Origin of the sequence: Streptomyces sp. NPDC053048 (assembly GCF_044547045.1) — a bacterium.
In the GTDB taxonomy this organism is placed as follows: domain Bacteria; phylum Actinomycetota; class Actinomycetes; order Streptomycetales; family Streptomycetaceae; genus Streptomyces.
Genome location: NZ_JBITZS010000006.1, coordinates 205,222 through 229,189, shown reverse-complemented (window position 1 = coordinate 229,189; position 23,968 = coordinate 205,222). Strand labels below are relative to the sequence as shown.

At 73.0% G+C, this 23,968-nt stretch carries 16 protein-coding genes and 1 tRNA gene; 12 read left to right on the top strand and 5 right to left on the bottom strand.

From position 1 onward, the window contains the following. Positions 1 to 268 precede the first annotated feature (268 nt). The gene (locus tag ACIG36_RS17655; protein WP_399928167.1) at positions 269 to 3,199 is read left to right on the top strand and encodes a penicillin acylase family protein; all 2,931 of its coding nucleotides are present in this window, start codon (positions 269 to 271) and stop codon (positions 3,197 to 3,199) included. A gap of 30 nt (positions 3,200 to 3,229) precedes the next feature. Here the strand turns inward: ACIG36_RS17655 and ACIG36_RS17650 are convergent, their stop codons facing one another. Then, positions 3,230 to 3,829, bottom strand: a complete 600-nt coding sequence (locus ACIG36_RS17650) for a 5-formyltetrahydrofolate cyclo-ligase (protein ID WP_399928926.1) — start codon at positions 3,827 to 3,829, stop codon at positions 3,230 to 3,232. Positions 3,830 to 3,922: 93 nt separating this feature from the next. On the opposite strand from ACIG36_RS17650, the gene galU reads away from it, so the two are divergent. From galU to ACIG36_RS17610, 8 genes are all read left to right on the top strand, one after another. Continuing rightward, on the top strand, positions 3,923 to 4,825 hold the full coding sequence (galU, locus tag ACIG36_RS17645; protein ID WP_399928165.1) for a UTP--glucose-1-phosphate uridylyltransferase GalU: 903 nt from the start codon (positions 3,923 to 3,925) through the stop codon (positions 4,823 to 4,825). Between the two features lie 4 nt (positions 4,826 to 4,829). Then, positions 4,830 to 6,173, top strand: a complete 1,344-nt coding sequence (glp, locus tag ACIG36_RS17640; protein ID WP_399928163.1) for a gephyrin-like molybdotransferase Glp — start codon at positions 4,830 to 4,832, stop codon at positions 6,171 to 6,173. 68 nt (positions 6,174 to 6,241) lie between these two features. Beyond that, positions 6,242 to 6,724: a cyclic pyranopterin monophosphate synthase MoaC gene (gene moaC, locus ACIG36_RS17635; protein ID WP_399928160.1), complete on the top strand. Its 483-nt coding sequence runs from the start codon at positions 6,242 to 6,244 to the stop codon at positions 6,722 to 6,724. Next, positions 6,709 to 7,203: a molybdenum cofactor biosynthesis protein B gene (locus ACIG36_RS17630; RefSeq protein ID WP_399928157.1), complete on the top strand. Its 495-nt coding sequence runs from the start codon at positions 6,709 to 6,711 to the stop codon at positions 7,201 to 7,203. The genes moaC and ACIG36_RS17630 overlap by 16 nt, the downstream gene beginning before the upstream one ends. Before the next feature lie 19 nt (positions 7,204 to 7,222). Continuing rightward, positions 7,223 to 7,837 carry a GNAT family N-acetyltransferase gene (locus ACIG36_RS17625; RefSeq protein WP_399928155.1) on the top strand — a complete coding sequence of 205 codons (615 nt, stop codon included), beginning with the start codon at positions 7,223 to 7,225 and terminating at the stop codon, positions 7,835 to 7,837. A gap of 146 nt (positions 7,838 to 7,983) precedes the next feature. Next, positions 7,984 to 9,042, top strand: a complete 1,059-nt coding sequence (gene glpR / locus ACIG36_RS17620; RefSeq protein WP_399928153.1) for a gephyrin-like molybdotransferase receptor GlpR — start codon at positions 7,984 to 7,986, stop codon at positions 9,040 to 9,042. Positions 9,043 to 9,139: 97 nt separating this feature from the next. Continuing rightward, positions 9,140 to 9,213 (top strand) — tRNA-Ala (locus ACIG36_RS17615). A 235-nt stretch (positions 9,214 to 9,448) separates the two neighbouring features. Continuing rightward, a complete protein-coding gene (locus tag ACIG36_RS17610) occupies positions 9,449 to 11,068 on the top strand; it encodes an FAD-binding oxidoreductase (RefSeq protein ID WP_399928150.1) in 1,620 nt (539 codons plus the stop codon). A 94-nt stretch (positions 11,069 to 11,162) separates the two neighbouring features. Here ACIG36_RS17610 and ACIG36_RS17605 read toward each other — a convergent pair whose 3' ends face one another. From ACIG36_RS17605 to ACIG36_RS17595, 3 genes are all read right to left on the bottom strand, one after another. Then, entirely contained in the window at positions 11,163 to 11,930 is a 768-nt protein-coding gene (locus tag ACIG36_RS17605; protein ID WP_399928147.1) for an SDR family oxidoreductase, read from the bottom strand. 61 nt (positions 11,931 to 11,991) lie between these two features. Next, positions 11,992 to 14,202, bottom strand: coding sequence for an alpha/beta fold hydrolase (locus tag ACIG36_RS17600; RefSeq protein ID WP_399928144.1), 2,211 nt, complete (start codon positions 14,200 to 14,202; stop codon positions 11,992 to 11,994). 55 nt (positions 14,203 to 14,257) lie between these two features. Then, positions 14,258 to 15,865, bottom strand: coding sequence for an MFS transporter (locus tag ACIG36_RS17595; RefSeq protein WP_399928141.1), 1,608 nt, complete (start codon positions 15,863 to 15,865; stop codon positions 14,258 to 14,260). 183 nt (positions 15,866 to 16,048) lie between these two features. On the opposite strand from ACIG36_RS17595, the gene ACIG36_RS17590 reads away from it, so the two are divergent. Both ACIG36_RS17590 and ACIG36_RS17585 read left to right on the top strand, forming a co-directional pair. Continuing rightward, a complete protein-coding gene (locus tag ACIG36_RS17590; protein ID WP_399928138.1) occupies positions 16,049 to 19,363 on the top strand; it encodes a BTAD domain-containing putative transcriptional regulator in 3,315 nt (1,104 codons plus the stop codon). A gap of 186 nt (positions 19,364 to 19,549) precedes the next feature. Further along, on the top strand, positions 19,550 to 21,025 hold the full coding sequence (locus ACIG36_RS17585) for a hypothetical protein (RefSeq protein ID WP_399928135.1): 1,476 nt from the start codon (positions 19,550 to 19,552) through the stop codon (positions 21,023 to 21,025). A 67-nt stretch (positions 21,026 to 21,092) separates the two neighbouring features. On the opposite strand, the gene ACIG36_RS17580 is transcribed toward ACIG36_RS17585, so the two are convergent. Beyond that, positions 21,093 to 23,276, bottom strand: coding sequence for an alpha-N-acetylglucosaminidase (locus ACIG36_RS17580; protein ID WP_399928133.1), 2,184 nt, complete (start codon positions 23,274 to 23,276; stop codon positions 21,093 to 21,095). A 222-nt stretch (positions 23,277 to 23,498) separates the two neighbouring features. Here ACIG36_RS17580 and ACIG36_RS17575 point away from each other — a divergent pair, with 222 nt between their 5' ends. Then, positions 23,499 to 23,954 (top strand): hypothetical protein, encoded by a 456-nt coding sequence (locus ACIG36_RS17575; RefSeq protein WP_399928130.1) that lies wholly within the window; start codon positions 23,499 to 23,501, stop codon positions 23,952 to 23,954. Positions 23,955 to 23,968 lie beyond the last annotated feature (14 nt).

Genomic DNA, 23,968 nt, shown 5'->3' with positions numbered 1-23,968 from the left:
CTTCCACGGGCGTCGTCGCAGTTGTCGGTATGTGCGCTGAAACGTTCCTCCTGTCCGTCCCGCGTCGGGTCCTTCCGTCCGTCCGGAAAGGCCTCCGGTCGGCCCGGGGCCGACGACAAGTTAATTTGCTCAGCTAATATTTTACGCGTTCTTGACGTCGCGTCGTCGCGACGGTGGCTCCTGCACGGCACCGCGTCCGGGCGTTGTGCGCCCTGCGCCTATGGTTGCTTCCAGCATTCCAGGACCACCTGCCCCTCTAAGGACAGCGATGCCCGCCAACAAGAACGGCCCCGGCAAGAAGAAGAAGGGGCGACGCGCCCGCCTGCTCGTGATCACCATCGTGCTGCTGCTCGTGGCGGGCGTCGCCTACGGCGCGTACTGGAGCGTCGGTACCGTGCGCGCCTCCTTCCCCACCACCGACGGCACCCTGCAGCTCAAGGGACTGTCCGGCGAGGTGAAGGTCGTCCGCGACGACCACGGGATCCCCCAGGTCTACGCGGACAACGCCGAGGACCTCTTCCGCGCCCAGGGCTTCGTGCAGGCGCAGGACCGGTTCTGGGAGATGGACGTCCGCCGTCATCTGACGGCGGGACGGCTCTCCGAGATGTTCGGTTCCTCCCAGGTCGAGACCGACGCCTTCCTGCGCACCATGGGCTGGCGGAAGGTCGCCCAGCAGGAGTACGACAGCAAGCTGTCGCCGGCCACCAAGAAATACCTCCAGGCCTACTCCGAGGGGGTCAACGCCTACCTCGAGGACCACAAGGGCAAGTCGTTGTCCGTCGAGTACGCGGCCCTGGAGTTCGAGAACGACTACAAGCCCGAGCCCTGGACCCCGGTCGACTCCGTCGCCTGGCTCAAGGCCATGGCCTGGGACCTGCGCGGCAACATGCAGAACGAGATCGACCGGTCGCTGGCCGCCTCGCGCCTGAGCCCGCAGCAGATCGAGCAGCTGTACCCCTCGTACCCGTACGAGCGGAACAAGCCGATAGTCGAGGGCGGAACCGTTGATTCCGCGACGAAGGCGTTCGACCCGAAGGGCGCGGCCACCGGCGGCACGCAGTCGTCCGGCGGCCAGAACCCGGCCACCGGCGGCGCCGCGGCCGGCGGCCTGCGCTCCAGCCTGGCCTCGCTCTCGAGCTCCCTGCAGAAGGTGCCGGCGCTGCTCGGCCCGGCGGGCAACGGCATCGGTTCCAACTCGTGGGTGGTCTCCGGCCAGTACACGACGACCGGCAAGCCGCTGCTGGCCAACGACCCGCACCTCGCCCCGCAGATGCCCTCGCTCTGGTACCAGATGGGCCTGCACTGCAACAGGACGAGCGCGCAGTGCCCGTTCGACGTCGCCGGCTACACCTTCTCCGGCATGCCGGGCGTGGTCATCGGCCACAACAAGGACATCGCCTGGGGCATGACCAACCTGGGCGCCGACGTCTCGGACCTCTTCCTGGAGAAGGTCACCGCCGACTCCTACCTCTTCGACGGCAAGCAGAAGCCGTTCGTCACCCGCAAGGAGACCATCAAGGTCGCGGGCGAGAAGAGCCGCGAGATCACCGTCCGCGAGACCAACAACGGCCCGATCGTCTCCGACCGCAACGACGAGCTGGTCAAGGTGGGCGCCAAGGCGCCCGTCAAGGACCCGGCACCCGACCGCGCGGAGGGCTACGCGATAGCGCTGCGCTGGACCGCGCTGGACCCGGGTAAGACGATGGACGGCCTGTTCGCCCTGAACCAGGCGAACGACTTCGCGTCCTTCCGCAAGGCGGCGGCCGACTTCGACGTCCCCTCGCAGAACCTGATCTACGCCGACACCAAGGGCAACATCGGCTACCAGGCCCCGGGCCGCATCCCGGTCCGCGGCAAGGGCGGCGAGGCCAAGGGCGAGGACCAGGCGAACGGCCAGACGGCCGGCCAGCCGGGCGGCCAGACCGGCGCCAACGGCACTCCCGCCAAGACCGACACCAACGGCGACGGCAAGGTCGACGCCAGGGACGAGGCGAGGACCGACGGGAAGACGGACGCGCAGGCGCCGGCCCCCGACGGCCGCACCCCGGCCCCCGGCTGGGATCCCGCCTACCAGTGGTCCGGCTGGATCCCGCAGTCCGCGCTGCCGTACGACTACAACCCCAAGCGCGGCTACATCGTCACCGCCAACCAGGCCGTCGCCGACAAGAAGTACCCCTACCTGCTGACCCAGGACTGGGGCTACGGCGCCCGCAGCCAGCGGATCAACGACCTCATCCAGTCGAAGATCAAGGACGGCGGGAAGATCTCGACGGACGACATGCAGAAGATGCAGCTGGACAACCGCAGCGAGATCGCCGCGCTGCTGACGCCCTACCTGCTGAAGATCGACGTCAAGGGCGCCAACGAGCGCGAGACGAAGTACGTCCGCGAGGCGCAGAAGCTGCTCAAGGACTGGGACTACAACCAGGAGGCCGACTCGGCGGCCGCCGCGTACTTCAACGCGGTCTGGCGCAACACCCTCAAGCTCGCCTTCGGCAACAAGCTGCCCAAGGAGCTGCGGGTCAAGGGCCAGTGCCTGCGGGTGCGCCCGGCGGACGACTCGCGTCCGCAGGAGGACCTGGACGGCAACACCCGCCTGGTCCTGGAGTGCGGCGAGCGCGACGGCGACGTCGCCCAGCCGGACGGCGGCGACCGCTGGTCCGAGGTCGTCCGCACCATCCTCGACAAGCCCGAGGACTCCTGGTGGAAGACCAACGGCACCCGCACCAACCCGGGCGCCAAGAACCGTGACGAGCTGCTGGAGCGCGCCATGAAGGACGCGCGCTGGGAGCTGACGTCCAAGCTCGGCAAGGACGTCACCCAGTGGAGCTGGGGCCGGCTGCACCAGCTGAACCTCAAGAACCAGACCCTCGGCAAGGACGGCTCCGGCATCGTGAAGTGGATGCTCAACCGGGGTCCGTGGAACCTGGCCGGCGGCGAGGCCACCGTCAACGCGGCCGGCTGGAACGCGGCCGGCGGCTACGACGTGATCTGGGTGCCGTCCATGCGGATGGTCGTCAACCTCGACGACCTCGACAAGTCCCGCTGGATCAACCTCACCGGCGCCTCGGGCCACGCCTACAACGCCCACTACTACGACCAGACCGACAAGTGGGCCAAGGGCGAGCTGCTGCCGTGGTCCTACAGCGCGGGCGCGGTCGAGAAGACGGCGAAGGCGACGCTCACCCTCAAGCCGTAGCGGCGGCCGCCGGGCCCCACGGGCCCGGCGCTAGCCGAAACGGCGCACCCCGCCAGGGGTGACCACCGCGTGCACGGGGTGGTCGTGCGGTTCCTCCGGGACCCGCGCGACCACCTCGTTGTCGTAGAGGAGGACCACGCGCGCGGGGTTCGCCCCCGACCGCTCCAGGCGGGCCAGCACGCGGTCGTACGAGCCGCCGCCGCGCCCCAGCCGCAGCCCGCGGCCGTCCACGGCCAGGCCCGGCAGCAGCACGGCGTCGGCGGCGGTCACGGCCTCGGGGCCCAGCCGCTCGCCGTCGGGCTCCAGCAGGCCCTTGGCGGCCCGTGCCAGGTGCCCGGGGCCCCGGTACAGGCCCCAGTCGAGATCGTTGTCGGGCAGCAGGACCGGCAGCAGGACGCGCACGCCCCGCGCGCGCAGCGCGTCCAGCAGCGCCCGGGTGCCCGGCTCGCTGCCGACCGAGACGTAGGCGGCCACCGTGCGCGCCCCGGCGAGCTCCGGCAGCTCCAGCGCCCGCCGCCCCAGGGCCGCCTCCGCGGCCTCGATGTCACCTGTGGTCAACCCGGATCTCACGGCCAGGAGGGAGCGCCGCAACCCGCCTTTATTAGGCTGGGGAGCGTCCGGAATTCCCATGGCTTCGATCATTGTTCGTACGAACTCCTCACCTCAGGTCATACTCGGCGGAGTCACATCTTCCGCTCAATCTCAACGGATAGTGTTCGGCCCATGACTCAATCGCGCCCTCGGATCAGCAAGGCTGTCATCCCAGCCGCCGGGCTCGGAACCCGCTTTCTGCCGGCCACCAAGGCCACACCCAAGGAGATGCTCCCGGTCGTCGACAAGCCGGCGATCCAGTATGTGGTGGAAGAAGCGGTGCACGCGGGTCTCTCCGACGTGCTCATGATCACCGGCCGGAACAAGCGGCCGCTCGAGGACCACTTCGACCGCAATTACGAGCTCGAAGAGGCGCTGCGGCGCAAGGGCGACGATTCCCGCCTCGCCAAGGTCCAGGAGTCCAGCGACCTGGCGACCATGCACTACGTCCGCCAGGGCGACCCCCGCGGCCTGGGTCACGCCGTGCTGTGCGCCGCCCCGCACGTCGGCGACGAGCCCTTCGCCGTGCTGCTCGGCGACGACCTGATCGACGCCCGCGACCCGCTGCTGTCCCGCATGGTCGACATCCAGCGCCTGCACGGCGGCAGCGTGATCGCCCTGATGGAGGTCGACCACGCGCAGATCGGCCTCTACGGCTGCGCGGCCGTCAAGCCCACCGACACCGAGGGTGTGGTCCAGATCACCGGCCTCGTCGAGAAGCCGGACCCCGACGAGGCGCCCAGCAACTACGCCGTCATCGGCCGGTACGTCCTCGACCCGGCCGTCTTCGACGTGCTGCGCGAGACCGAGCCGGGCCGCGGCGGCGAGATCCAGCTCACCGACGCCCTCCAGGCCCTCGCCGCGGAGCCCGGCCTCGGCGGCCCCGTGCACGGCATCGTCTTCAAGGGCCGGCGCTATGACACCGGGGACCGTGGTGACTATCTGCGTGCCATTGTCAGACTGGCATGCGAACGTGAAGACCTGGGGCCGGATTTCCGGGCCTGGCTTCGAAGTTACGTCACCGAGGAGATGTAGCGCTTTGAGCACCAGCACCGGCACGAGCACCGGCGTCACGGCCGCCAGGGAGGACCGTCTCTGGTCGGTGGAGGAGCACCTCGACGACATCCTCGGGAAGATCCGCCCGTTGGAGCCCATCGAGCTGCAACTGCTGGACGCCCAGGGCTGTGTGCTGGTGGAGGACGTCACCGTGCCCGCCGCCCTGCCGCCCTTCGACAACAGTTCCATGGACGGCTACGCCGTCCGGGTCGCCGACGTCGAGGGGGCGGGCGAGGAGTTCCCGGCGGTGCTCACGATCGTCGGTGACATCGCGGCGGGCAGCGGTGAGCTGCCCGCCGTGGGCCCCGGCGAGGCCGTGCGGATCATGACGGGTGCGCCCGTGCCGCCGGGTGCCGAGGCCGTCGTGCCGGTCGAGTGGACCGACGGCGGCACCGGCGGCGGTCCGGCCACCACGATGGCCGGCCAGGGCGGCCTGCCCGGAGGGGACGACGAGGACGGCGGCCTCGGCGAGGTCCGGGTCCACCGCCCCGTCACCGCCCGCGCCCACATCCGCGACCGGGGCAGCGACGTCGGCGCCGGCGAGATCGCCGTGCGCGCCGGCACCGTCCTCGGCCCCTCCCAGCTCGGCCTGCTCGCCGCCGTCGGCCGGGCCTCGGTGAGGGTCCGGCCCCGCCCGCGCGTCGTCGTGCTCTCCACCGGCAGCGAGCTCGTCCCGCCCGGGGAGACCCTGGCCGCCGGGCAGATCCACGACTCCAACAGCTTCATGCTCACCGCCTGCGCGCGCGACGCCGGAGCCATCGCCTACCGCGTCGGCACCGTCGACGACGACCCCGTCACGCTGCGCGCCACCCTGGAGGACCAGCTCGTGCGCGCCGACGCCGTCGTCACCAGCGGCGGCGTGAGCGTGGGCGCGTACGACGTGGTCAAGGAGGCCCTGTCCGGGCTGGCCGCGGAGGAGGGCACCGTCTCCTTCCGCCGCCTGGCCATGCAGCCCGGCAAGCCCCAGGGCTTCGGCCGCATCGGGCCGGAGCGCACCCCGCTGTTCGCCCTGCCGGGCAACCCTGTCAGCTCCTACGTCTCCTTCGAGCTGTTCGTGCGGCCCGCCCTGCGCGCCCTGATGGGGCTCGAGCCCTTCGCCGACCGCCGCACGGTACGGGCGGTGTGCCCGGAGGGCGTCGCCTCCTCGCCCAAGGGACGGCGCCAGTACCTGCGCGGCCACTACGCCGACGGCAAGGTCACGACGGTCGGCGGAGCGAGCTCCCACCTGGTCAAGGCCCTCGCCGACGCCAACGCCCTGATCGTCGTCCCCGAGGACGCCGGCTCCGTCGCCCCGGGCACCGAAGTGGACGTGGTGCTTCTCGACTGACCGGCGGGCCCGCCGGGTACGGTGGCTCCCCACAAGGACCACAGGGGCCCGCCCGGACCGGGAGAACGATGAGCAGCGCCCAGGAGCACCTCACCCACCTCGACGACACGGGCGCGGCCCGCATGGTCGACGTCTCGGCCAAGGAGGTCACCGCGCGCACCGCCCGCGCCAGCGGCCGGGTGCTGGTCTCCCCGCGCGTCGTGGAGCTGCTGCGCGGCGAGGGCGTCCCCAAGGGCGACGCCCTCGCCACCGCCCGCATCGCCGGGATCATGGGCGCCAAGCGCACCCCCGAGCTGATCCCGCTCTGCCACCCGCTGGCCCTGTCCGGCGTCACGGTCGACCTCGAGCTCGCCGACGACGCCGTCGAGATCGTCGTCACGGTGCGCACGACCGACCGCACGGGCGTGGAGATGGAGGCCATGACGGCCGTCGCCGTCGCCGGGCTGACCGTCGTCGACATGGTCAAGGCCGTCGACAAGGACGCGGTGATCACGGACATCCGCGTGGAGGAGAAGACGGGCGGCAAGTCCGGGAAGTGGAGCCGCGCGTGAGGGCGCTCGTGGTGACGGCCTCCAACCGGGCGTCCGCGGGCGTCTACGCCGACAAGGGCGGCCCGCTGCTGGTGGCCGGCCTTCGGGCGATGGGCTTCGCCGTCGACGGCCCGCGCGTGGTCCCCGACGGCGACCCCGTCGAGGCCGCCCTGCGCGAGGCGGTCGCCGACGCCTACGACGTGGTGCTGACCACGGGCGGCACCGGCATCTCGCCCACCGACCGCACCCCCGAGGCCACCAGGCGCGTCCTGGACTACGAGATCCCGGGCATCCCCGAGGCCCTGCGGGCCGAGGGGCTGGCGAAGGTCCCCACGGCGGCGCTCTCCCGGGGGCTGGCCGGGGTCGCGGGGCGCACACTGGTCGTGAACCTGCCGGGATCGACCGGCGGGGTGCGCGACGGGCTGGCCGTGCTCGAGCGCCTGCTGGTGCACGCGGTGGAACAGATCCACGGCGGCGACCACCCGCGCACCCCCGCGTGAGCCTCCGGACGGTGACCGCATGAGCTTCTGGCCGGTGACGCTGGTGGACGGCGATGTCGCCCTGCGCCCCATAAAGATGCGCGACCAGCGGGAGTGGCGCGAGGTCAACCGGCGCAACCGCGACTGGCTGCGCCCCTGGGAGGCCACCGTCCCCCCGCCGCCCCCCGGTGCGCTCCCGGCGCAGCGGCCCACCTACCGGCAGATGGTCCGGCATCTGCGCGCCGAGGCGCACGCCGGGCGCATGCTGCCGTTCGTGATCGAGTACCAGGGCAGGCTGGTGGGCCAGCTGACGGTGGCGGGGATCACCTGGGGCTCGATGTGCTCGGCCCATGTGGGCTACTGGGTGGACGAGGCCGTGGCGGGCCGGGGCGTGATGCCGACGGCCGTCGCCCTGGTGGTGGACCACTGCTTCCACCGGGTCGGGCTGCACCGGATGGAGGTGTGCATCCGGCCCGAGAACCTGCCCAGCCGCCGGGTGGTGGAGAAACTCGGATTCCGGGAGGAGGGGCTGCGCCCCCGCTATCTCCACATCGACGGCGCCTGGCGCGATCACCTGGTCTACGCGCTGACCGCCGACGAGGTCCCGGAGGGGCTGGTGGCCCGCTGGCACCGGCACTCCCCGGAAATAAAATAAACGTTCGAAATCGACTGTCAATTGACGGTATTCGCAGGGTTCCGGTCTCAACAATCACAAAAAAAGTTCGAGATATCAGCCGGATCGTGCGACACACCGCGCCAATTGGCGGAATCCCCCGCGCGTCCCCCTCTACCGTGTGAAGGGTGAGCAGCAGCGGCCTGATCTACGCAGTCATCGTCGGGGCCTGGGCCGCCTACTTGGTGCCGATGTGGCTCCGTAGGCAGGACGAGCTCAATGAAGCCCGTCCGACGGAACGCTTCAGCACAGCCATCCGGCTCCTGTCCGGACGGGCGGGCATGGAGCGCCGTTACGCCAAGGACCTCGAGGGGCGCGCCTCCGGCGACGCCCAGGCGCCGGAGGACCCGGGGGAGCCCGGGATCCGCGCGCCCGAGCCGGACGCCGCGACCGAAGCGGTCGCCGTCCGGTCCTCCGGCGCGCCCGCGTCCGGGCCGGAGCCCGCCGCGGCGGCCGCGGCCGCGCCCGCCGCCACCGCGCAGACGGCGCAGTCGGCGGCCGAGCGCGCCCGCCGCTCGAAGGTCCTCGCCCGGCGTCGCCGCACCACCGTGCTGCTCTTCCTGGCCTTCACCGTCGGCGCGGTCGTCGCGGGCGTCGGCGGCATGGCCCTCCTGTGGGCCCCGGCCGTCCCGGCCGTGCTGCTGAGCGCGTACATCGTCTATCTGCGGATCCAGGAGCGCCGCCGGTTCGCCTTCACCATGGACCAGCGCCGCGCCGAACTGGCCGCCCAACGGCTGCGTGAGGGCCGACCCCGCCCTCACGCGGCGGCGCCGGAGAGCGACACCGCCGCCGCTGACACCGTTGTCCACCACCAGCCGCTTGCCTCGCCGGGCCTGTCCGCGCACAGCGCGGGCCGGCGCGCCCTGGTCGAGCAGACCGATCACGCGGAGTGGGTCGACCAGCAGCGCGACCGCGGCCCCGGCGAGGGCTGGGAGCCCGTGCCCGTACCGCTGCCCACGTACGTCTCCGCCCCCGTCGCCCCGCGCGCCACGGGAGGCGCCGGCGTGGGCGGGCCGGACACCTGGAGCTCCGCGCGCTCCAGCACCGTCGAGCCGGCCGGCGACCGCAAGCCGGCGGCCGAGGAGCGCCGCCCGGCCCGTACCCGCCGCCCGCGCCGCGAGCGCGGCCGCACCCCCCTGTTCGACCAGTACGCCGACGACGACCGTCCCCGCGCCGCCAACGAGTGACCGCTCCGCCCGGCTCTCCCTCGCTGACCAGCGAGGGGTGCGGGGGAGCGGATTTCCGGGCACCCCGATGGGGATGCTAGAGTTTCACTCGTTGCAAGGGCCTGTGGCGCAGTCCGGTAGCGCACCTCGTTCGCATCGAGGGGGTCAGGGGTTCAAATCCCCTCAGGTCCACAACAAGCGGTTCCCGCACCGGAATGGGAGCCAGGCGGAGATCCCGTCCGATCGTCAGATCGGGCGGGATCTTTTGCGTTTGCCCCCCCGCATCGGCCCCGCGCCATGACCGAAGGGCTACCTTCCGGTGACTGCGCAGAGGGCGGCGGTCATTGTGTGGCCAGTACATTCGCCTCCAATAGCCAAGATCCATACGCATGTTGATCACATTCGTTCATGGTGGAGGTTCGCGGTCGTGACAGGTTTATCGCGCAGGCGGTTCGTGCAGGGTGCCGGCGTGGCCGGTGGGGCGGCGTTGGCCGGTCCTGTCGCCGTCGGGGCCCCGGCGGTGGCCGCCGGGCTCGAGGGGGAGGAGGGCGCCGAGAGCGTCGCCGTCCTGGTGCGGAAGGGGGACGTGCGGTACGCGGATCTGTCCCAGGGGGTCAATCTGCGCTGGGTGGGCACCCCCGACGCGATACGGGTGGTCTCCTCGGCCGACCAGGTGGTGCAGGTCGTCCAGGAAGCGGTCGACAAGGGCCAGGGGATCGCCGTCCGCAGCGGCGGGCACTGCTACGAGGACTTCGTCACCCGGCCCGAGGTGCGGGTCGTCATCGACATGGGCCGCATGACGTCGGTCACCTTCGACCGGACGCGCAACGCGTTCGCCGTCGAGCCCGGCGCCCTGCTGGGCACCGTCTACCGGCAGCTGTACAAGGGCTGGGGCGTGACCCTGCCCGGCGGCACCTGCCCCACCGTGGGCGCCGGCGGGCACGTGGTCGGCGGCGGCTACGGGCCGCTGGGACGGATGCACGGGCTCATCGTCGACCACCTCTACGCCGTCGAGGTCGTCGTGGTGGACTCCGCGGGCCGGGCCCAGAAGGTGGTCGCCACCCGGGAGGCGAGCGACCCCAACCGCGACCTGTGGTGGGGCCACACCGGCGCCGGCGGCGGCAACTTCGGTGTCATCACCCGCTACTGGTTCCGCTCCCCGGGCGCCACCGGCACCGACCCCTCCGCCCTGCTGCCCAAGCCGCCCTCCGAGGTCGTCGTCAGCGACGTCTCCTGGTCGTGGGACGGCATGACCGAGGCGGCGTTCACCCGGCTGCTGAAGAACTTCAGCCAGTGGCACGAGAACAACTCCGCCGACGGCAGCCCCTACGCCGGCCTGTTCAGCCACCTCAAGCCGCAGCACCGGTCGGCCGGGTCCTTCCAGATGAGCACCCAGCTCGACGCCTCCGTCCCGGACGCCGACAAGCTCCTCGACGCCTACCTGGCCGCGGTCAACGAGGGCACGGGCCTGAAGTACCGCGTCAATGACCGCAAGAAGGTGCCCTGGCTGTACAACGTCACCCAGTGGGCGGGCTGGGTCGGCGGCACCACGGCCCGCTGGAAGGCGAAGTCGGCCTACCTGCGCAAGACCTTCCCCGACGCCCAGCTCCAGGCCTTCTGGAAGCACCTGACCCGCACCGACTACGACAACCCCACCGGCCTGGTGGTGCTCGCCAGCTACGGCGGCCGCATCAACAAGGTCGCCCCCGCCGACACCGCCGTCCCGCAGCGCGACTCGGTCGTCAAGCTGCTCTACGTCAGCCTGTGGAACGACGCCACCCAGGACGCCAAGCACCTGCAGTGGATCCGGGAGTTCTACCGCGACGTCTACGCGGCGACCGGCGGCGTCCCGCGCCCCGACGCGGTCAACGACGGCGCGTTCATCAACTACGTCGACGCCGACATGGGCGACACGTCCATCAACACCTCGGGCGTGCCCTGGCACCAGCTGTACTTCAAGGACAACTACGCCCGCCTGCAGGCGGTCAAGGCCAAGTGGGACCCCAAGAACGTCTTCACCCACTCCATGGCCGTCCGCAAGCCGTAGCGGTCCGGCGGACGCGGGACGGCGCGAAGCCCCTGACGGCCTTTTCCGTCAGGGGCTTCGTCACGCACGCGCCTCGCGGCCCGCCGAGCGCTTGCTACAGGCCCAGGCCCGTGCCGCCCGTCGCGTCGATGATCTGGCCCGTGACCCAGCGGGAGTCGTCCGAGGCCAGGAAGGCGACCAGCCCGGAGACGTCGTCGGTCTGGCCGATGCGGTCGAAGACCGAGAACGCCGAGATGGCCTTGCGGGTCTCCGGGTCCGCCAGGTACGGGGCGATGTCGGTCTCGATGATGCCGGGCGTCACCGCGTTGACGGTGATGCCGCGGGCGCCCAGCGTCTGGGCCAGGGTCAGGGTGAGCGTGTTGAGCGCGCCCTTGGACGCCGCGTAGGCGGTCATCGGCGGGTAGGCGACCCGGGTCACCCCGGAGGAGATGTTGATGATGCGGCCGCCGTCGCGCAGCCGCTCCAGGCCGTGCTTGATGATGAAGTACGGGGCCTTGGCGTTGACGGCGAAGACCTTGTCGTAGCCCTCGGGGTCGACCTCGGAGATGGAGCCCTCCACCAGGATCCCGGCGTTGTTGACCAGGATGTCGAGGCCCGGCCGGTCGGAGTGCTCGCCGATCCGCTCGTCGAAGGCCGCCCACAGCGCCTCGGCGTCGCCGGGCAGGCCCAGCTCGGTGCGGAAGGCGAAGGCGCGGCCGCCCGCCGCCTCGATCGCGTCGACGGTCTCCTTGGCCGCCGCCTCGTTGGCGCCGTAGTGCACGGCGACCAGCGCGCCGTCGGCGGCCAGCCGCGCGGCGACGCTCCGGCCGATGCCCCGGCTGGCGCCGGTCACCAGCGCCGTCTTGCCGTTCAGCCCGCTCATGTCCGTATCTCCTGCGTCGTGTGTCGGTGGGGTGGGAAGGGGGAGGGGGAGGGGGCGCCGGTCAGCCGGCGTCGGCGTCGTGCGTGCGCACCTGCCGGGCGATCTCCTCGGCGACCGTCTCCGGCACCTCTTCCGGCTGCCAGTGCGAGGCCTCCTCGAGCGTCACCAGGCGGTACGGGCCGGTGACGTACTCGGCGGTCTTCTCCGCGGCCAGGTTGCTGACCGACGGGTCGGCCCGGCTCCAGATGAACGTGGTGGGGACGGGCACCTTGCCGATGCCGCCGGTGCTGTCGTCGAAGAGGGTGCCGACGCGGTACCAGTTGAGGGCGGAGTCCAGGGCGCCGGGCCGGGTGTGCACGGCCATGTACCGGTCGATCTGCTCCTCGGTGAGGACCGTGTCGGCGACGTGGTACCACTTGCGCAGCTCCACCGCCCCGTCCGCCAGCATCGCCTCCGCCCGCCCGGGGGCGGTCAGGAAGTCCACGTACTCCGAACTCTTCTGCTGCTCGGGGTCGTTGCGGAACGCGTGCTGGTAGGCGTCGAGGTGGGGGAAGGCCACCGCGGTCAGGGTGCGTACCCGCTCCGGGTGCCGGGCGGCCAGGTACCAGGCGACGATGGCGCCCCAGTCGTGGCCGACCACGTGCGCCGACTGAAGGCCCAGGGCGTCCAGGACGCCCACGGCATCCTCGGCGATCTTCGGCAGGGTGTAGGCGTCCACGCCCGAGGGGCGGGCGCCGGGGGAGTAGCCGCGCTGGTCGAAGGCGATGGTGCGCAGCCCGGCCGCGTTCAGCAGGGGCACGACCTCCAGCCAGGACCGACGGCTCTGCGGGAAGCCGTGCAGGAGGAGGACGGGCCGGCCGTCCTCGGGGCCGCTGACGTCGGCGTCGAAGACGAGGTCGCCCACGGGAATGCGCATGTGCTTCACCTGTTCGTTGTCCGGGAACCGCTCCTCGTGGCGGAGCAGCGCCTGCTCGATCTCGGGGGTCGTGAGCGCGTCCGGCGAATCCACCAGACCGATCACGCGGGTGAGGGCGCCCGCGACCGCCGGGTCGTGGACGGCCGCCGCCTGGACGCGGCCCAGGTAGGCGTGGCCCGCCAGGATCTCCTCGGTGCGCTCGCCCTCGACCCCGGGGAAGGCGAGGTCGCCGCTGAGGGACATCGACCAGGCGCCGTCGACGGCGTCCTTCGCCAGGTCGCGGAAGTAGCGCAGGGGCTCCGGCTCCGAGCCCTCGCGCAGGTGGCCGCGCAGGGAGAGCGCCTGCAGGGCGGAGACGGTCATGCCCTGGGCGTAGGAGGGGTTGAAGCTGCACACCGCGTCGCCCATGACCAGCAGCCCGTCGGGGAAGCGGGTCATCCGCTCGTAGTGCCGGCGCAGGTTCGCCGGGAAGCGGTAGGCCACCAGCTCGTCCAGCGGCTCGGCCTCCACCAGCGCCTCGTACACGCCGGGCACCGGCAGGGACTTGACGAAGGAGAGGAAGCCCTCGGTGTCGGTGGGCGGGTGGTCGCCGAGGATGCCGTACGCGGTCACCACGCTCCGGTCGCCGTCCACCTTGCTGACGATCACGCCGCGGGGCACGTCGGGCGAGGCGACGGCGTTGACCGCCATGTCGTCGCCGTAGAAGCTCTCCGGCATCCGGTAGTGCCCGGTGGTGTAGCCCAGGCCGATCCGGTGCTTGGCCTCCTCCACGCGCGGGTAGCCGAGCTCCTCCAGCCAGGCCGGGGTGCGCGAGCCGCGGCCGGTGGTGTCGACGACCAGGTCGGCGTCCAGCACCTCCTCGGCGCTGCCCGGCTCCTGCCGCAGCACCCACACGCCGGTGATCCGGCCGCGGTCGGGCGCTGCCCGCAGGCGCAGCACGTCGCACTGCTCGAGGAAGGTGACGCCCGGCAGGGCCCGCACGCGGTCGCGGACGTGGCGCTCCAGGAACGGCCGGCGGGAGGTCAGGGCGACCAGCCCCGTGCGGCTGCGCCGTAACTGCTCGCCGTTCATGTACCAGCGCACGTCGTGGCCGACGTCGCCCCTGGCCGCGCCGTCGGCCGTCAGCTCGTCCGTCAGGCCCGGGAACAGCTCCTCGATGATCTGCTGTCCTCGCGACAGCAGGCCGTGCACATGGCGGCCCTGGGGGACGCCGCGGCGCGGACCGGTCACTCCGGTCAGCTCGTCACGGTCGATCACCGTGACCTCCGCGTACGACTCGGACAGGACGCGGGCGGCGAAGAGGCCCGCCATGCTGCCGCCGAGTACGATCGCGCGCCGTGCGGACTGCTCGCTCATTGCGATCTCCTCCGTGAACTCGGTGTGGGAATGCGGTGCTTGCTGGTGCGTTCGCTCAGTGCGCGGGGGTCGCGGCTCCGGTCTGTTCCCCGGCCTCGGCGTCCGCCGCGTCGCCCTCCGGCTCGGCGGCGGAGATGGCGGGGATGTGCCGCAGCAGGGCGAAGACGAGGACGGCGGTCAGCAGGGCGAAGCCGCCGCTGACGAGGGAGGCGGCGTGGAAGCCGGTGGTGAACGCCTCGCGGGCGGCCGCCAGCAGGCCGTCGCCGACGGCACCCGGCAGGTCCTCCGCGGCGGCCGAGGCACCGCCGATGGTGTCGCGGGCGGCCTCGGCCGCGGCGGCGGGAACGCCGGAGGGGGCCAGGTCGGCCACCTCGTCGCGGTAGACGGCGACGGCGATGCTGCCGGTGACCGCGATGCCCATGGCCAGGCCGATCTCATAGGCGGTCTGGCCGGTCGCCGAGGCCGAACCGGCCTTCTCCGGCGGCGCGGAGCCCACGGCCAGGGCCGTGCCCAGCACGCTGATCGGCGCGACGCCGAACATGATCACGGCCAGTGAGACGGAGACGAGCACGACGCCCGAGCCGTCGTCGGCCACCTGGGCGGCCAGCAGGCAGCCGACCGTGGAGATCAGCGTTCCGGTGATCAATACGTAGGCGGGGCGCACCCGGCGGGCGAGGACGGGGGTCAGCTGCGAGCCGAGGACGAGGCCGGCCGCGCCGGGCAGCAGCCACAGGCCCGCCTCCAGCGGCGACTTGCCCGCGACCATCTGCAGGTACTGCGGGACCAGCACCTCGACGCCGTTGAGGGCGGTCATGCCGAGCAGCAGGGTCAGCAGTGCGCCGGTGAAGGCGCGGTTGGAGAACAGCCGCAGTTCCAGCAGCGGGGTCTCCAGCCGTCGCTGGCGGCGGACGAAGAGCACGCCGAAGACCAGGCCCAGGACCAGGGCCACCCCGACCTGCCACCCCAGGCCGTACTCCGCGACCTTCTTGACGGCGTAGACCAGCGGCAGGATGCCCAGCAGGAACAGCACCGCGCTGGCCAGGTCCATGCGCCCGGTCTCCGGGGCGCGGTACTCGGGCAGCAGGACGGGCGCCGTCACCAGCGCCAGCAGCATCACCGGCACGCCGATCAGGAAGACCGAGCCCCACCACCAGGCGGCCAGCAGCCCGCCGCCGATCACCGGGCCGATGGCCAGGCCGACGGACAGGGCGGTGACCCACATGGCGATGGCCGTGGCCCGCTGCCGCGGGTCGGCGAACATGTGGCTGATCAGCGACAGGGTGGAGGGCAGCACCGCGGCTCCGGCCACGCCCAGCACCGCGCGGGCGACGATCAGCGTCTCCGGGTTGGTGGCGTACGCGGCGACCAGGGAGGCGACGATGAACCCGACGGCGCCGATCATCAGCAGCCTGCGGCGGCCGATGCGGTCGCCCAGCGTGCCCATGATCACCATGGTTCCGGCGGTCAGGAACCCGTAGATGTCGGTGATCCACAGCAGCTCGCTGCTGGACGGCTGCAGATCGGCCGTCAGATAGGGGGTCGCCAGCCAGAGCACGCCCAGGTCCACGGTCATCAGCGCGGTGGGCAGGAGGAGGATGGCCAGACCGAACCACTGCCGTGGCCCGGCCCGCAGCGTGGATGCGGGTGCGGCGCTCGAGGACATGTTGGGCCTTCTCTTTCCGGTTCCTGGACGGGCGTGCGCCCTCGGACTCCACCACCGTGCGGCCGGCCGCTTCGGGCCCTCTTCGGGTCGCCTTCGGGTCCACTTCGGGGGCCTCTCCGGATCGGCCCGATGGACAGTCGAACGAGCCCAAAGCCGCAGGTCATCTGCGGATAGGCTGAGGCAATGCGATTCGGAGTGCTGGGACCGCTGGAGGCCTGGACCGCCGACGGAAGGCCGGTGAGAGTCCCTGAGTTGAAGGTGCGCGCGCTGCTGGCCGCCCTGCTGGTGAACGAGGGTGCGGCGGTGTCCGCGGACCGGCTGATCGACCACCTGTGGGGCCAGTCGCCGCCCCGCAATCCCACCGGCGCGCTGCAGGCGAAGGTCTCGCAGCTGCGCCGGGCGCTGGAGGACGCCGAACCGGGCGCCCGCGCCCTGGTGGTCTCCCGCCGGCCCGGCTACGCGCTGGAGACCGACGCCGTGGACGCCCGCCGGTTCACGGCGCTGCTGGAGCGCGCCCGCGGCGTCGACGACCCGCGCCGCAGGGCCGCGCTGCTGACCGACGCGCTCGCGCTGTGGCGGGGCCCGGCCTACGCCGACTTCGCCGACGACGACTTCACCCGGCCCGCCGTCGCCCGCCTGGAGGAGGAACGCCTGCTGGCCCTGGAGGAACAGGCCGGGGCCCGCCTCGACCTGGGCGACCACCGCCTGCTGACGGGCGAGCTGGGCGACCTGGTGGCCCGCCATCCGCTGCGCGAGCAACTGCGCGCCGCCCACCTGCTCGCCCTCTACCGCTCCGGCCGCCAGAGCGAGGCCCTGGCCGGCTACGAGGACCTGCGCACCCGGCTCGCCGAGGAGCTGGGCCTGGACCCGGCCCCGGAACTCGCCGCCCTGCACCGGGCGATGCTGGCCCAGGACCCCGCCCTCGACCCGTCGCCCGCCCTGCCGGCCACCGGCCGGCCCCGCACCAACCTGCCCGTGCCCGTCACCGAACTCATCGGCCGCGACCAGGCGGTCGAGGAGATACGCGGCTTATTCGGGTCGGCCCGCCTGGTGACCCTCACCGGCTCCGGGGGCGTCGGCAAGACGCGCCTGGCGCTGGAGACCGCCACCCGGCTGGCCGACGCCCACCCCGACGGCGCCTGGCTCGTCGAGCTCGCCGCCCTCGACCCCCACGACGGCCCGTCCGCCGTCGACGCCCTCACCGGGGCCGTCCTGACGGTCCTCGGCATCAGGGAGGACACCGCCCCCGGCATCCTGCCCGGCGGAGCCCCCGTCACCCCGCTCGACCGGCTGACCGACGCGCTGCGCACCAAGCAGCTCCTGCTCGTGCTCGACAACTGCGAGCACGTCATCGAACACGCCGCCCACCTCGCCGCGGCCCTGCTGCGCGGAGCCCCCGGCCTGCACATCCTGACCACCAGCCAGGAACCGCTCGCCCTGCCCGGCGAGGTCCTGTGGACCGTGCCCCCACTGCAACTGCCCGACCCCGCCGCCGGCACCGAACCAGCCGTCCTGGAACGCGCCAGCGCCGTCCGGCTGTTCGTGGCACGCGCCGCGGCCGCAGCGCCCGGCTTCACCCTCCACGCCGGCAACGCAGCGGCCGTCGCCGCCGTCTGCCGCCGCCTGGACGGCATCCCGCTCGCCCTGGAACTGGCCGCCACCCGCGTGCGCGCCCTCGGCGTCCACCTGCTGCTCGGCCGCCTCGACGACCGCTTCCGCCTGCTCGCCGCCGGACACCGCGGCGCCCCGCCCCGCCAGCAGACCCTGCGCGCGATGATCGACTGGAGCTGGGAGCTGCTGACCGAGCCCGAGCGCACCGTGCTGCGCCGGATGGCCGTCCAGGCCGAGGGCTGCACCCTCGACGCCGCCGAGGCGGTCTGCGCCGGGGACTGCGTCCAGTCCGAGGACGTCCTGGGGCTGCTCGCCCGCCTCGTCGACCGTTCCCTGGTCGTCGTGGTGGAGGGCCCCGACGGCCCCCGCTACCGGCTGCTGGAGTCCGTCGCCGCCTACTGCCTGGAGCGCCTGCAGGCCGGCGGCGAGGCCGACGCCGTGCGCCGGCGGCACCAGCTCTACTACACCGAGCTGGCCGAACGGGCCGAGCCCCTGCTGCGCGGCCGCGGCCAGCGGCAGTGGCTGGAGCGGCTGGACCTGGAGACCGCCAACCTGCGCACCGCCCTCGACGACGGCGACAGCTGCCTGGCCCTGCGCCTGGCCAGTGCGCTGACCTGGTACTGGATCCTGCGCGGGCGGCTGGGCGAGGCCCGGCGCGCGCTGGAGTCGGCGCTGGCGTGCCCGGCCGGGCCGTACCCCGAGCAGGCCGCCGTGCGGGCCCGCGCCACCGCCCTGCACACCGGCCTGACCATCCTCGGCGGGGACGGCACGGACCGCGCCGCCCGGATCCGCGCGGCCCTCGCCCCGTACGACCACCTCGACGACCCCCGGGGCCGGACGGAGACCGAGTGGTTCCTGGGCCACGCGCTGTGCAGCATCGGGGACCTGGCCGACGCCGAGGACCTCATCAACCGGGCGCTGCGCGGCTACGACGCGCTCGGCGACCGCTGGGGCACGGCCGCCGCGCTCAGCGACCGGGCCGTGCTGCGGCTGCTGCGCGGCGACCTCGCCGCGGTCGAGCGCGACGGCGAGCGCAGCGCGGAGCTCTTCCGCGAGCTCGGCGACCGCTGGGGGCAGCTGCGGGCGGTGCCCGCGCTCACCACATGGGCGGAGGTCTTCGGCGACTACGACCGGGCCGCGCGGCTGCTGCGGGACGGGCTGCGGATGGCCGAGAGGCTGGGGATGTGGACGGAGGCCTCCGACCTGCTGTCCGGCCTGGGCCGGATCGCGCTGCTGACCGGCGACCACGACCGGGCGCGGGAGTTCCACGAGCGCGCGATGCGGCTCGCCGCCGAGCAGGGCTTCCGGATCGGGGAGCTCAACGCCGAGGTCGGGCTGGGGCTCGGGGCGCGCCGGGAGGGCGAACTCGACATCGCCGAGGGCCATATGCGCAACGTCCTGCTGTGGCACAGCCGGGTGGGCCTCGAGGGCGCCAACGGGCTGATCCTGGCCGAGCTGGGCTTCATCGCCGAGCAGCGCGGCGAGGTCCGCGAGGCCCTGGAGCTGCAGCTGGAGGGCTTCGCCGTCGCCCGCGACCTGGGCGACCCGCGTGCCCTGGCCCTCGCCCTGGAGGGCCTGGCCGGGGCGCGGGCGCTCGGCGGCCGGCACGGGCACGCCGCGCGGCTGCTGGGCGCGGCGGCCGCGGCCCGGGAGTCGACGGGCGCGCCCCTGCCGCCCGCCGAGCGCGGTGACGTCGACCGGATCACGGCGGCGGTGCGCGAGGCGCTGGGCGCGAGGGCCTTCGCCGCGGAGTTCCGCCGGGGCGGCGCGCTGTGGCCGGAGGGCTGCGCGGAGCTGGCCGAGGGAGCGGCCGGGAATGCGGCCGGGGATGTGGCCGGGAATGCGGCCGGGGATGCCCAAGGTCCGGACCAGCGAAGGGCCTTGTGACCGCCTGGTGGCCACCTTGTGAGCCAGATCATGTTTTACGGCCGCAGAAACGGTTCTGCGTGCATGTCCGGTCATGACACGATCATGGCGATCGCTACCGCGAGTAATTCGATGCCGTGTTGATGCGGTCCGTGGGTGCCAACTTCCCCGGGACCGCCCCCACCTCACGCTCACAAGGACCCAACTTTGCGCAGAACCACCAGGTATGCCGTTTTACCTGCACTGACCGCCGCATCCCTGCTGGCTGTCACCGGCTGCTCGTCGGGCGGCGGCTCGGCCTCCGCCACGGCGGGTGACGCCGAACCGGTCGCGGCAACCGCCGCGCCCACCGAGCCGCAGCTCGCGGTCGCGGCCGCGCCGGCGGGAGGGGCGGGCGCACCCAGCGCGGTGGCCCACGCCGGCAAGGGGAGCGGCACCAAGGCGGCCAAGTCCTCGCTGAAGGTCGCCTCGTTCGACAAGAGCAGCGGCCGGGCCGTCATCGCCGGTCCCGCGGCCGCCCCGAAGAAGCCGGGCAACAAGGGAGTGGCACCACAGCCCTCGCAGTCCGACCGGTCGGGCGTCGCCGTCGGCGACGTCATCGCCAGCGCGCCCGCGCCCGGCGCCCCCCACGGCGTCCTGGCCAAGGTCACCAAGGTGGTGGGCAAGACCGAGAAGGGCACCGAGGTCAACACGGCCCCGGCCACGCTGGACGCGCTGCTCGGCGACTCCGAGGCGAAGGGCAAGGTGCCCGTCGACCCCTCGTCCGTCAAGGTCGTGCCGCTGATGAAGGGCGTCCAGGTCTCCTGGACCAAGCCCGACGGCATCCACGCCGGGCCCAAGGGCGCCAAGGTGCCGCTGGGCAACCTCCGGCTGGACGTCGGCGGCTCCATCCCCACGCCCGAGGGCTCGCCCGTCTCGGCCGAGGCCTCGGCCTCCGGCTTCGTCCAGCTGGCGCCCGAGGTCGACTTCTCCTACGACGGCAAGGGCACCGGCTCCAGCGGCGGCCCCGGCACCGCGTCGCTGGCGCTGAACGGCGACTGGTCCTCGGCGTGGGAGTTCAAGGCCCAGGCGACGGCGACCACCGCGGGCAAGCCGCTGCGGGTTCCGTTCGCCAAGCTGCACGCCGACCCCGTCATCCAGGTCGGCCCGGTGCCGGTCGTCGTCAACCTCGACCTCACCTGCTACCTGCAGGTCGACGCGGAGGGCAAGCTCAGCGTCGACGTCAAGCAGGAGATGAAGGGCGACTTCAGGGTCGGCGGCGCCTACACCTGGGGCAAGGGCTGGACGGGCGTCAGCAAGGCGAACAGCAGTGTCAGCCCGGTGCGCGCCACGGCGTCCGCCTCCGGCAAGGTCAAGGCGTCCCTGGGCACCGAGGCGTCCGTCGGACTGTACGGCGCGGTGGGCGTGAGCGCCGACCTCTCCCCGTACGTCCGGGCCGAGGGCGAGGCCAGTGCCACTGCCTCCAGCAACGGCACCGCCTCTGCCACGGGCAAGTGGGCGGCGTACGGCGGCGTGGACCTCACCGGCGCGCTGTCGGCGCACCTGAAGATCTTCGGTACGCCGGTCTTCGAGCGGCGCATCCCGCTGGACCTCTACCACCGCGAGTGGAAGCTCGCCGGCGGTGAGGGCAGCGTGAGCACGCCGCAGAAGAACGACAAGAAGAAGGCCGCGGCCGCCTCCTAGGCCGCGCTCGAGTGTGGACGCCGGACGGGCTGGGGTGGCCCGTCCGGCGTTCGCGTACCCACGGCGGCTACAGCCTGGACGCGACCGTCCGCGCGATGCGCACGATGTCCCCCGCAGGGCGGGTCCGTACGGCCGGCGGCCGGCGGGTCCAGCGGTCCTCCAGTGCGAACCAGTCGACCGGCCGGGGCTTGCGGCCCTCGGCCAGCGCCCCGTCCAGCTCCCTGAAGTACGTCGTCCAGCGCATCCGGTAGAGGCCGCCGACCAGGCCCGACCACTCGCGGTTGGCGTAGTCGTGCAGCTTGCCGCCGTCGGCCGAGGCGCGCGGGCCCCAGACCGTCAGCAGGGAGAGCGCGTCGTCCCGCAGCCGGTCGCGCTCGGTGTCTGAGGAGCCCCAGGCGCGGGCGTCGGCCAGCCAGCGGCCCAGCAGATGGCGTTCGTCGGTGGCCACGACCTGTTCCAGCAGGGCCATCCACTCCAGCCACTGGCCGGTCAGCCGTCCGAAGCGGTCCCGGTCCCCGGCGTCGTACGCCGCCTTCACGCGCGGCAGCAGCAGCCGGCTGCGGTTGGCCACGCACTGGCGGGCGACGTCCAGCAGGTCGTAGCGGTAGGCGGAGCTGTCGCGCAGCGCCGGAGCGACGGCCAGCAGGGCGGGCAGCGCCTTGTCGAACTCGGCCGCGTCGTAGCGCAGTTTCCGCGGCGACCAGGCCCCCGCCCGGTTGACGGCCAGGTCCGGGCGGGCGCCGAACAGGCCGTCCGCCTGCTCGCTCCAGCCGTCGGCGCGGGTGGTGCCGTAGGCGGTGCGGCGCAGCACGTCCCAGGCGCGCACGGCGTTGGCGTCGTCGCCGCCGTAGCGGTAGCCGGGCCACCGCTCGAACCAGCCCTTGAGGTCGACGGGCCCGTCCGTCCAGGCCAGGTCGGAGAAGAGGGCGAGGGCGGCGGGGTTGTTGTCGGCGGCCTCCGGCATGAGGGCGATGCCGCGCAGGGCGCTGCCCGGCTTGGTTCTCCAGCGGTCGTACAGCTGGGCCCAGTCGGGGGCGTTGGCGCCCAGCGCGGTGTGGCCGCCGAAGTTCCAGATCGTGCCGAAGGCGTAGGGGGTGCCCGCCCAGTCGGCCTCGCGGTCGGTGACCTTGGGGTAGTGGTCGGAGACGCCGTCGAGGATCAGCATCCTCGAGCGGTCGACGGCGTCGATGATGGCCCGCTTGGGGTTCTCCTGCCAGCCGAGGATGGCCCACGTGGCCGTCGGGTGGGCGGTGCGCAGCGCCTTCTCGACGGCGCGCGCGGCGTCGCCGACGGGGACGTCGCCGGGGTTCCCGCCCTCGTGCAGCAGGTCCATCTTGTACATCGAGGTGGCGCCGTACAGCTCCCGCTGCGTGGCGTAGAAGGTGCGGGCGACGGCGGCGAAGTGAGGGCCGCGGGGGTCGAGCCAGTCGGGGCGGCGGAAGCCGCCCCAGTCGCCCTGGGCGATGACGCGGGCGCCCTTGTTGCGCTGGGCGAAGCCGGGCGGCACGGTGCCGTAGTAGCCGGGCAGGACGGGCGTCATGCCCAGCTCGCGCAGCCGCCGCGTGATCCTCCGGGCCAGCTCGGTGCGGCGGTCGAGGAGTTCGCGGGAGACGGGGCCGCCGAAGGAGGCCATGTTCTGCAGCAGCCACCAGGGCTGGTGGGCGGGGCCGGGAACCCACTGGCGCACTTCCGCGTCGCTGTAACCGTGTTCGACGAAGGTGCGGTGGTACACGGCGTCGGCCCCGGCGTAGACGAGCACCTCGTTGAAGCCGTGCAGGGCCAGCACGTCGATCTCGCGTTCCCAGTAGTCCCAGCCGTGGTACGGGCCCGTGTAGCCGTCGTTGGTGTCGTTGAGCGCGAAGCGGTGGACGGCGTTGGACGTGCGGGCCGGCGGGGTGCGCACGGCGGGCAGCCGGTCGGGCAGGGCGCCGGTCCGCTCGCCGCTCCAGGAGAAGTGGGCGTGCGCGGTGTGCCGCAGGTACCAGTGGAAGCCGGTGAGCTGGACGGCCGGGGTGGTGCCCTCGACGGTGATCCGGCCCGCGCTCCCGGACACCCGGAAGTGGTCCTTCCCGCCGCGGCGGGCGACGGTGCGGAACGTGACCTGCTCGTGGTGGCGGGGCAGCAGCCGGGCGAGCGCGGCGGCGGCCGCGCCGGTAGGGGCGGCCGCCGCCGGCGCGGCGGGCACGCCCACGGCCCCGAGTGCGGCGGACCCGGCGAGGGCGCCGAGAAGCGTGCGACGGGCGATGTGCATGAGTGACCTCCACCGTGGCGCTGGGGCGACTGGCTGGACCGGACCACTTGAGCGCGGAGATCCTACGAGCCGCCGAAGGGAATCGGTCAAGGCCACGGGCGACGAACCAGCCACGCCGGTTACATTTGGCACGAATGGCCCCACGAGCCGCTCCGAGCCTGCTAGGGGGCGTACGACCCATCGGGCACGCCGCCCGTTCCGTCCCGACGTCCGAGGAACCCGTTGCGACCACTGAACGCGGCACTCGGCGCCGTCGCCCTGACCGCCGGGCTGCTGAACGGGCTGCTGTGCGGCTGCGCCGACCCCGGCGGGCTCGAGGTCGCCGGTCCCGCCCACAGCCCGACGGCCACCCCCGGCCCGGTCCATGTCGTCGAGGGCCCCGGCCGGCCCGCGCTGCGCCGCCCGGCGTCGTTCGAGATCGGCGACTCCGTCCGGCTCACCGGCCTGCGCTGGCGGACCTGGGGCGGACCGACCGCCGAGGCCACCGGCGAGGTCTCCGGCAACTGGTGCGCGCCGGCCTGCCGCGAGACCCCGTACCGGGCGAGGGTCACGCTCGGCGGACTGGTCCGGCAGGAACGTTCCGCCTACTACGGCCGGGCCGTCGTCGCGGCCGAGGGGCTTCCGCCCGAGCAGCAGGACGAGCTGAGCGACCTGCGGCTCTTCGTCCCCACGCGTTAGCCGCGCCGCAGCCG

Coding starts and splice junctions, on each gene's coding strand:
- ACIG36_RS17655 (WP_399928167.1), top strand. CDS start 269: ATGCCCGCCAACAAGAACGGCCCCGGCAAGAAGAAGAAGGGGCGACGC.
- ACIG36_RS17650 (WP_399928926.1), bottom strand. CDS start 3,829: ATGGGAATTCCGGACGCTCCCCAGCCTAATAAAGGCGGGTTGCGGCGC.
- galU (WP_399928165.1), top strand. CDS start 3,923: ATGACTCAATCGCGCCCTCGGATCAGCAAGGCTGTCATCCCAGCCGCC.
- moaC (WP_399928160.1), top strand. CDS start 6,242: ATGAGCAGCGCCCAGGAGCACCTCACCCACCTCGACGACACGGGCGCG.
- ACIG36_RS17625 (WP_399928155.1), top strand. CDS start 7,223: ATGAGCTTCTGGCCGGTGACGCTGGTGGACGGCGATGTCGCCCTGCGC.
- ACIG36_RS17605 (WP_399928147.1), bottom strand. CDS start 11,930: ATGAGCGGGCTGAACGGCAAGACGGCGCTGGTGACCGGCGCCAGCCGG.
- ACIG36_RS17600 (WP_399928144.1), bottom strand. CDS start 14,202: ATGAGCGAGCAGTCCGCACGGCGCGCGATCGTACTCGGCGGCAGCATG.
- ACIG36_RS17595 (WP_399928141.1), bottom strand. CDS start 15,865: ATGTCCTCGAGCGCCGCACCCGCATCCACGCTGCGGGCCGGGCCACGG.
- ACIG36_RS17590 (WP_399928138.1), top strand. CDS start 16,049: ATGCGATTCGGAGTGCTGGGACCGCTGGAGGCCTGGACCGCCGACGGA.
- ACIG36_RS17580 (WP_399928133.1), bottom strand. CDS start 23,276: ATGCACATCGCCCGTCGCACGCTTCTCGGCGCCCTCGCCGGGTCCGCC.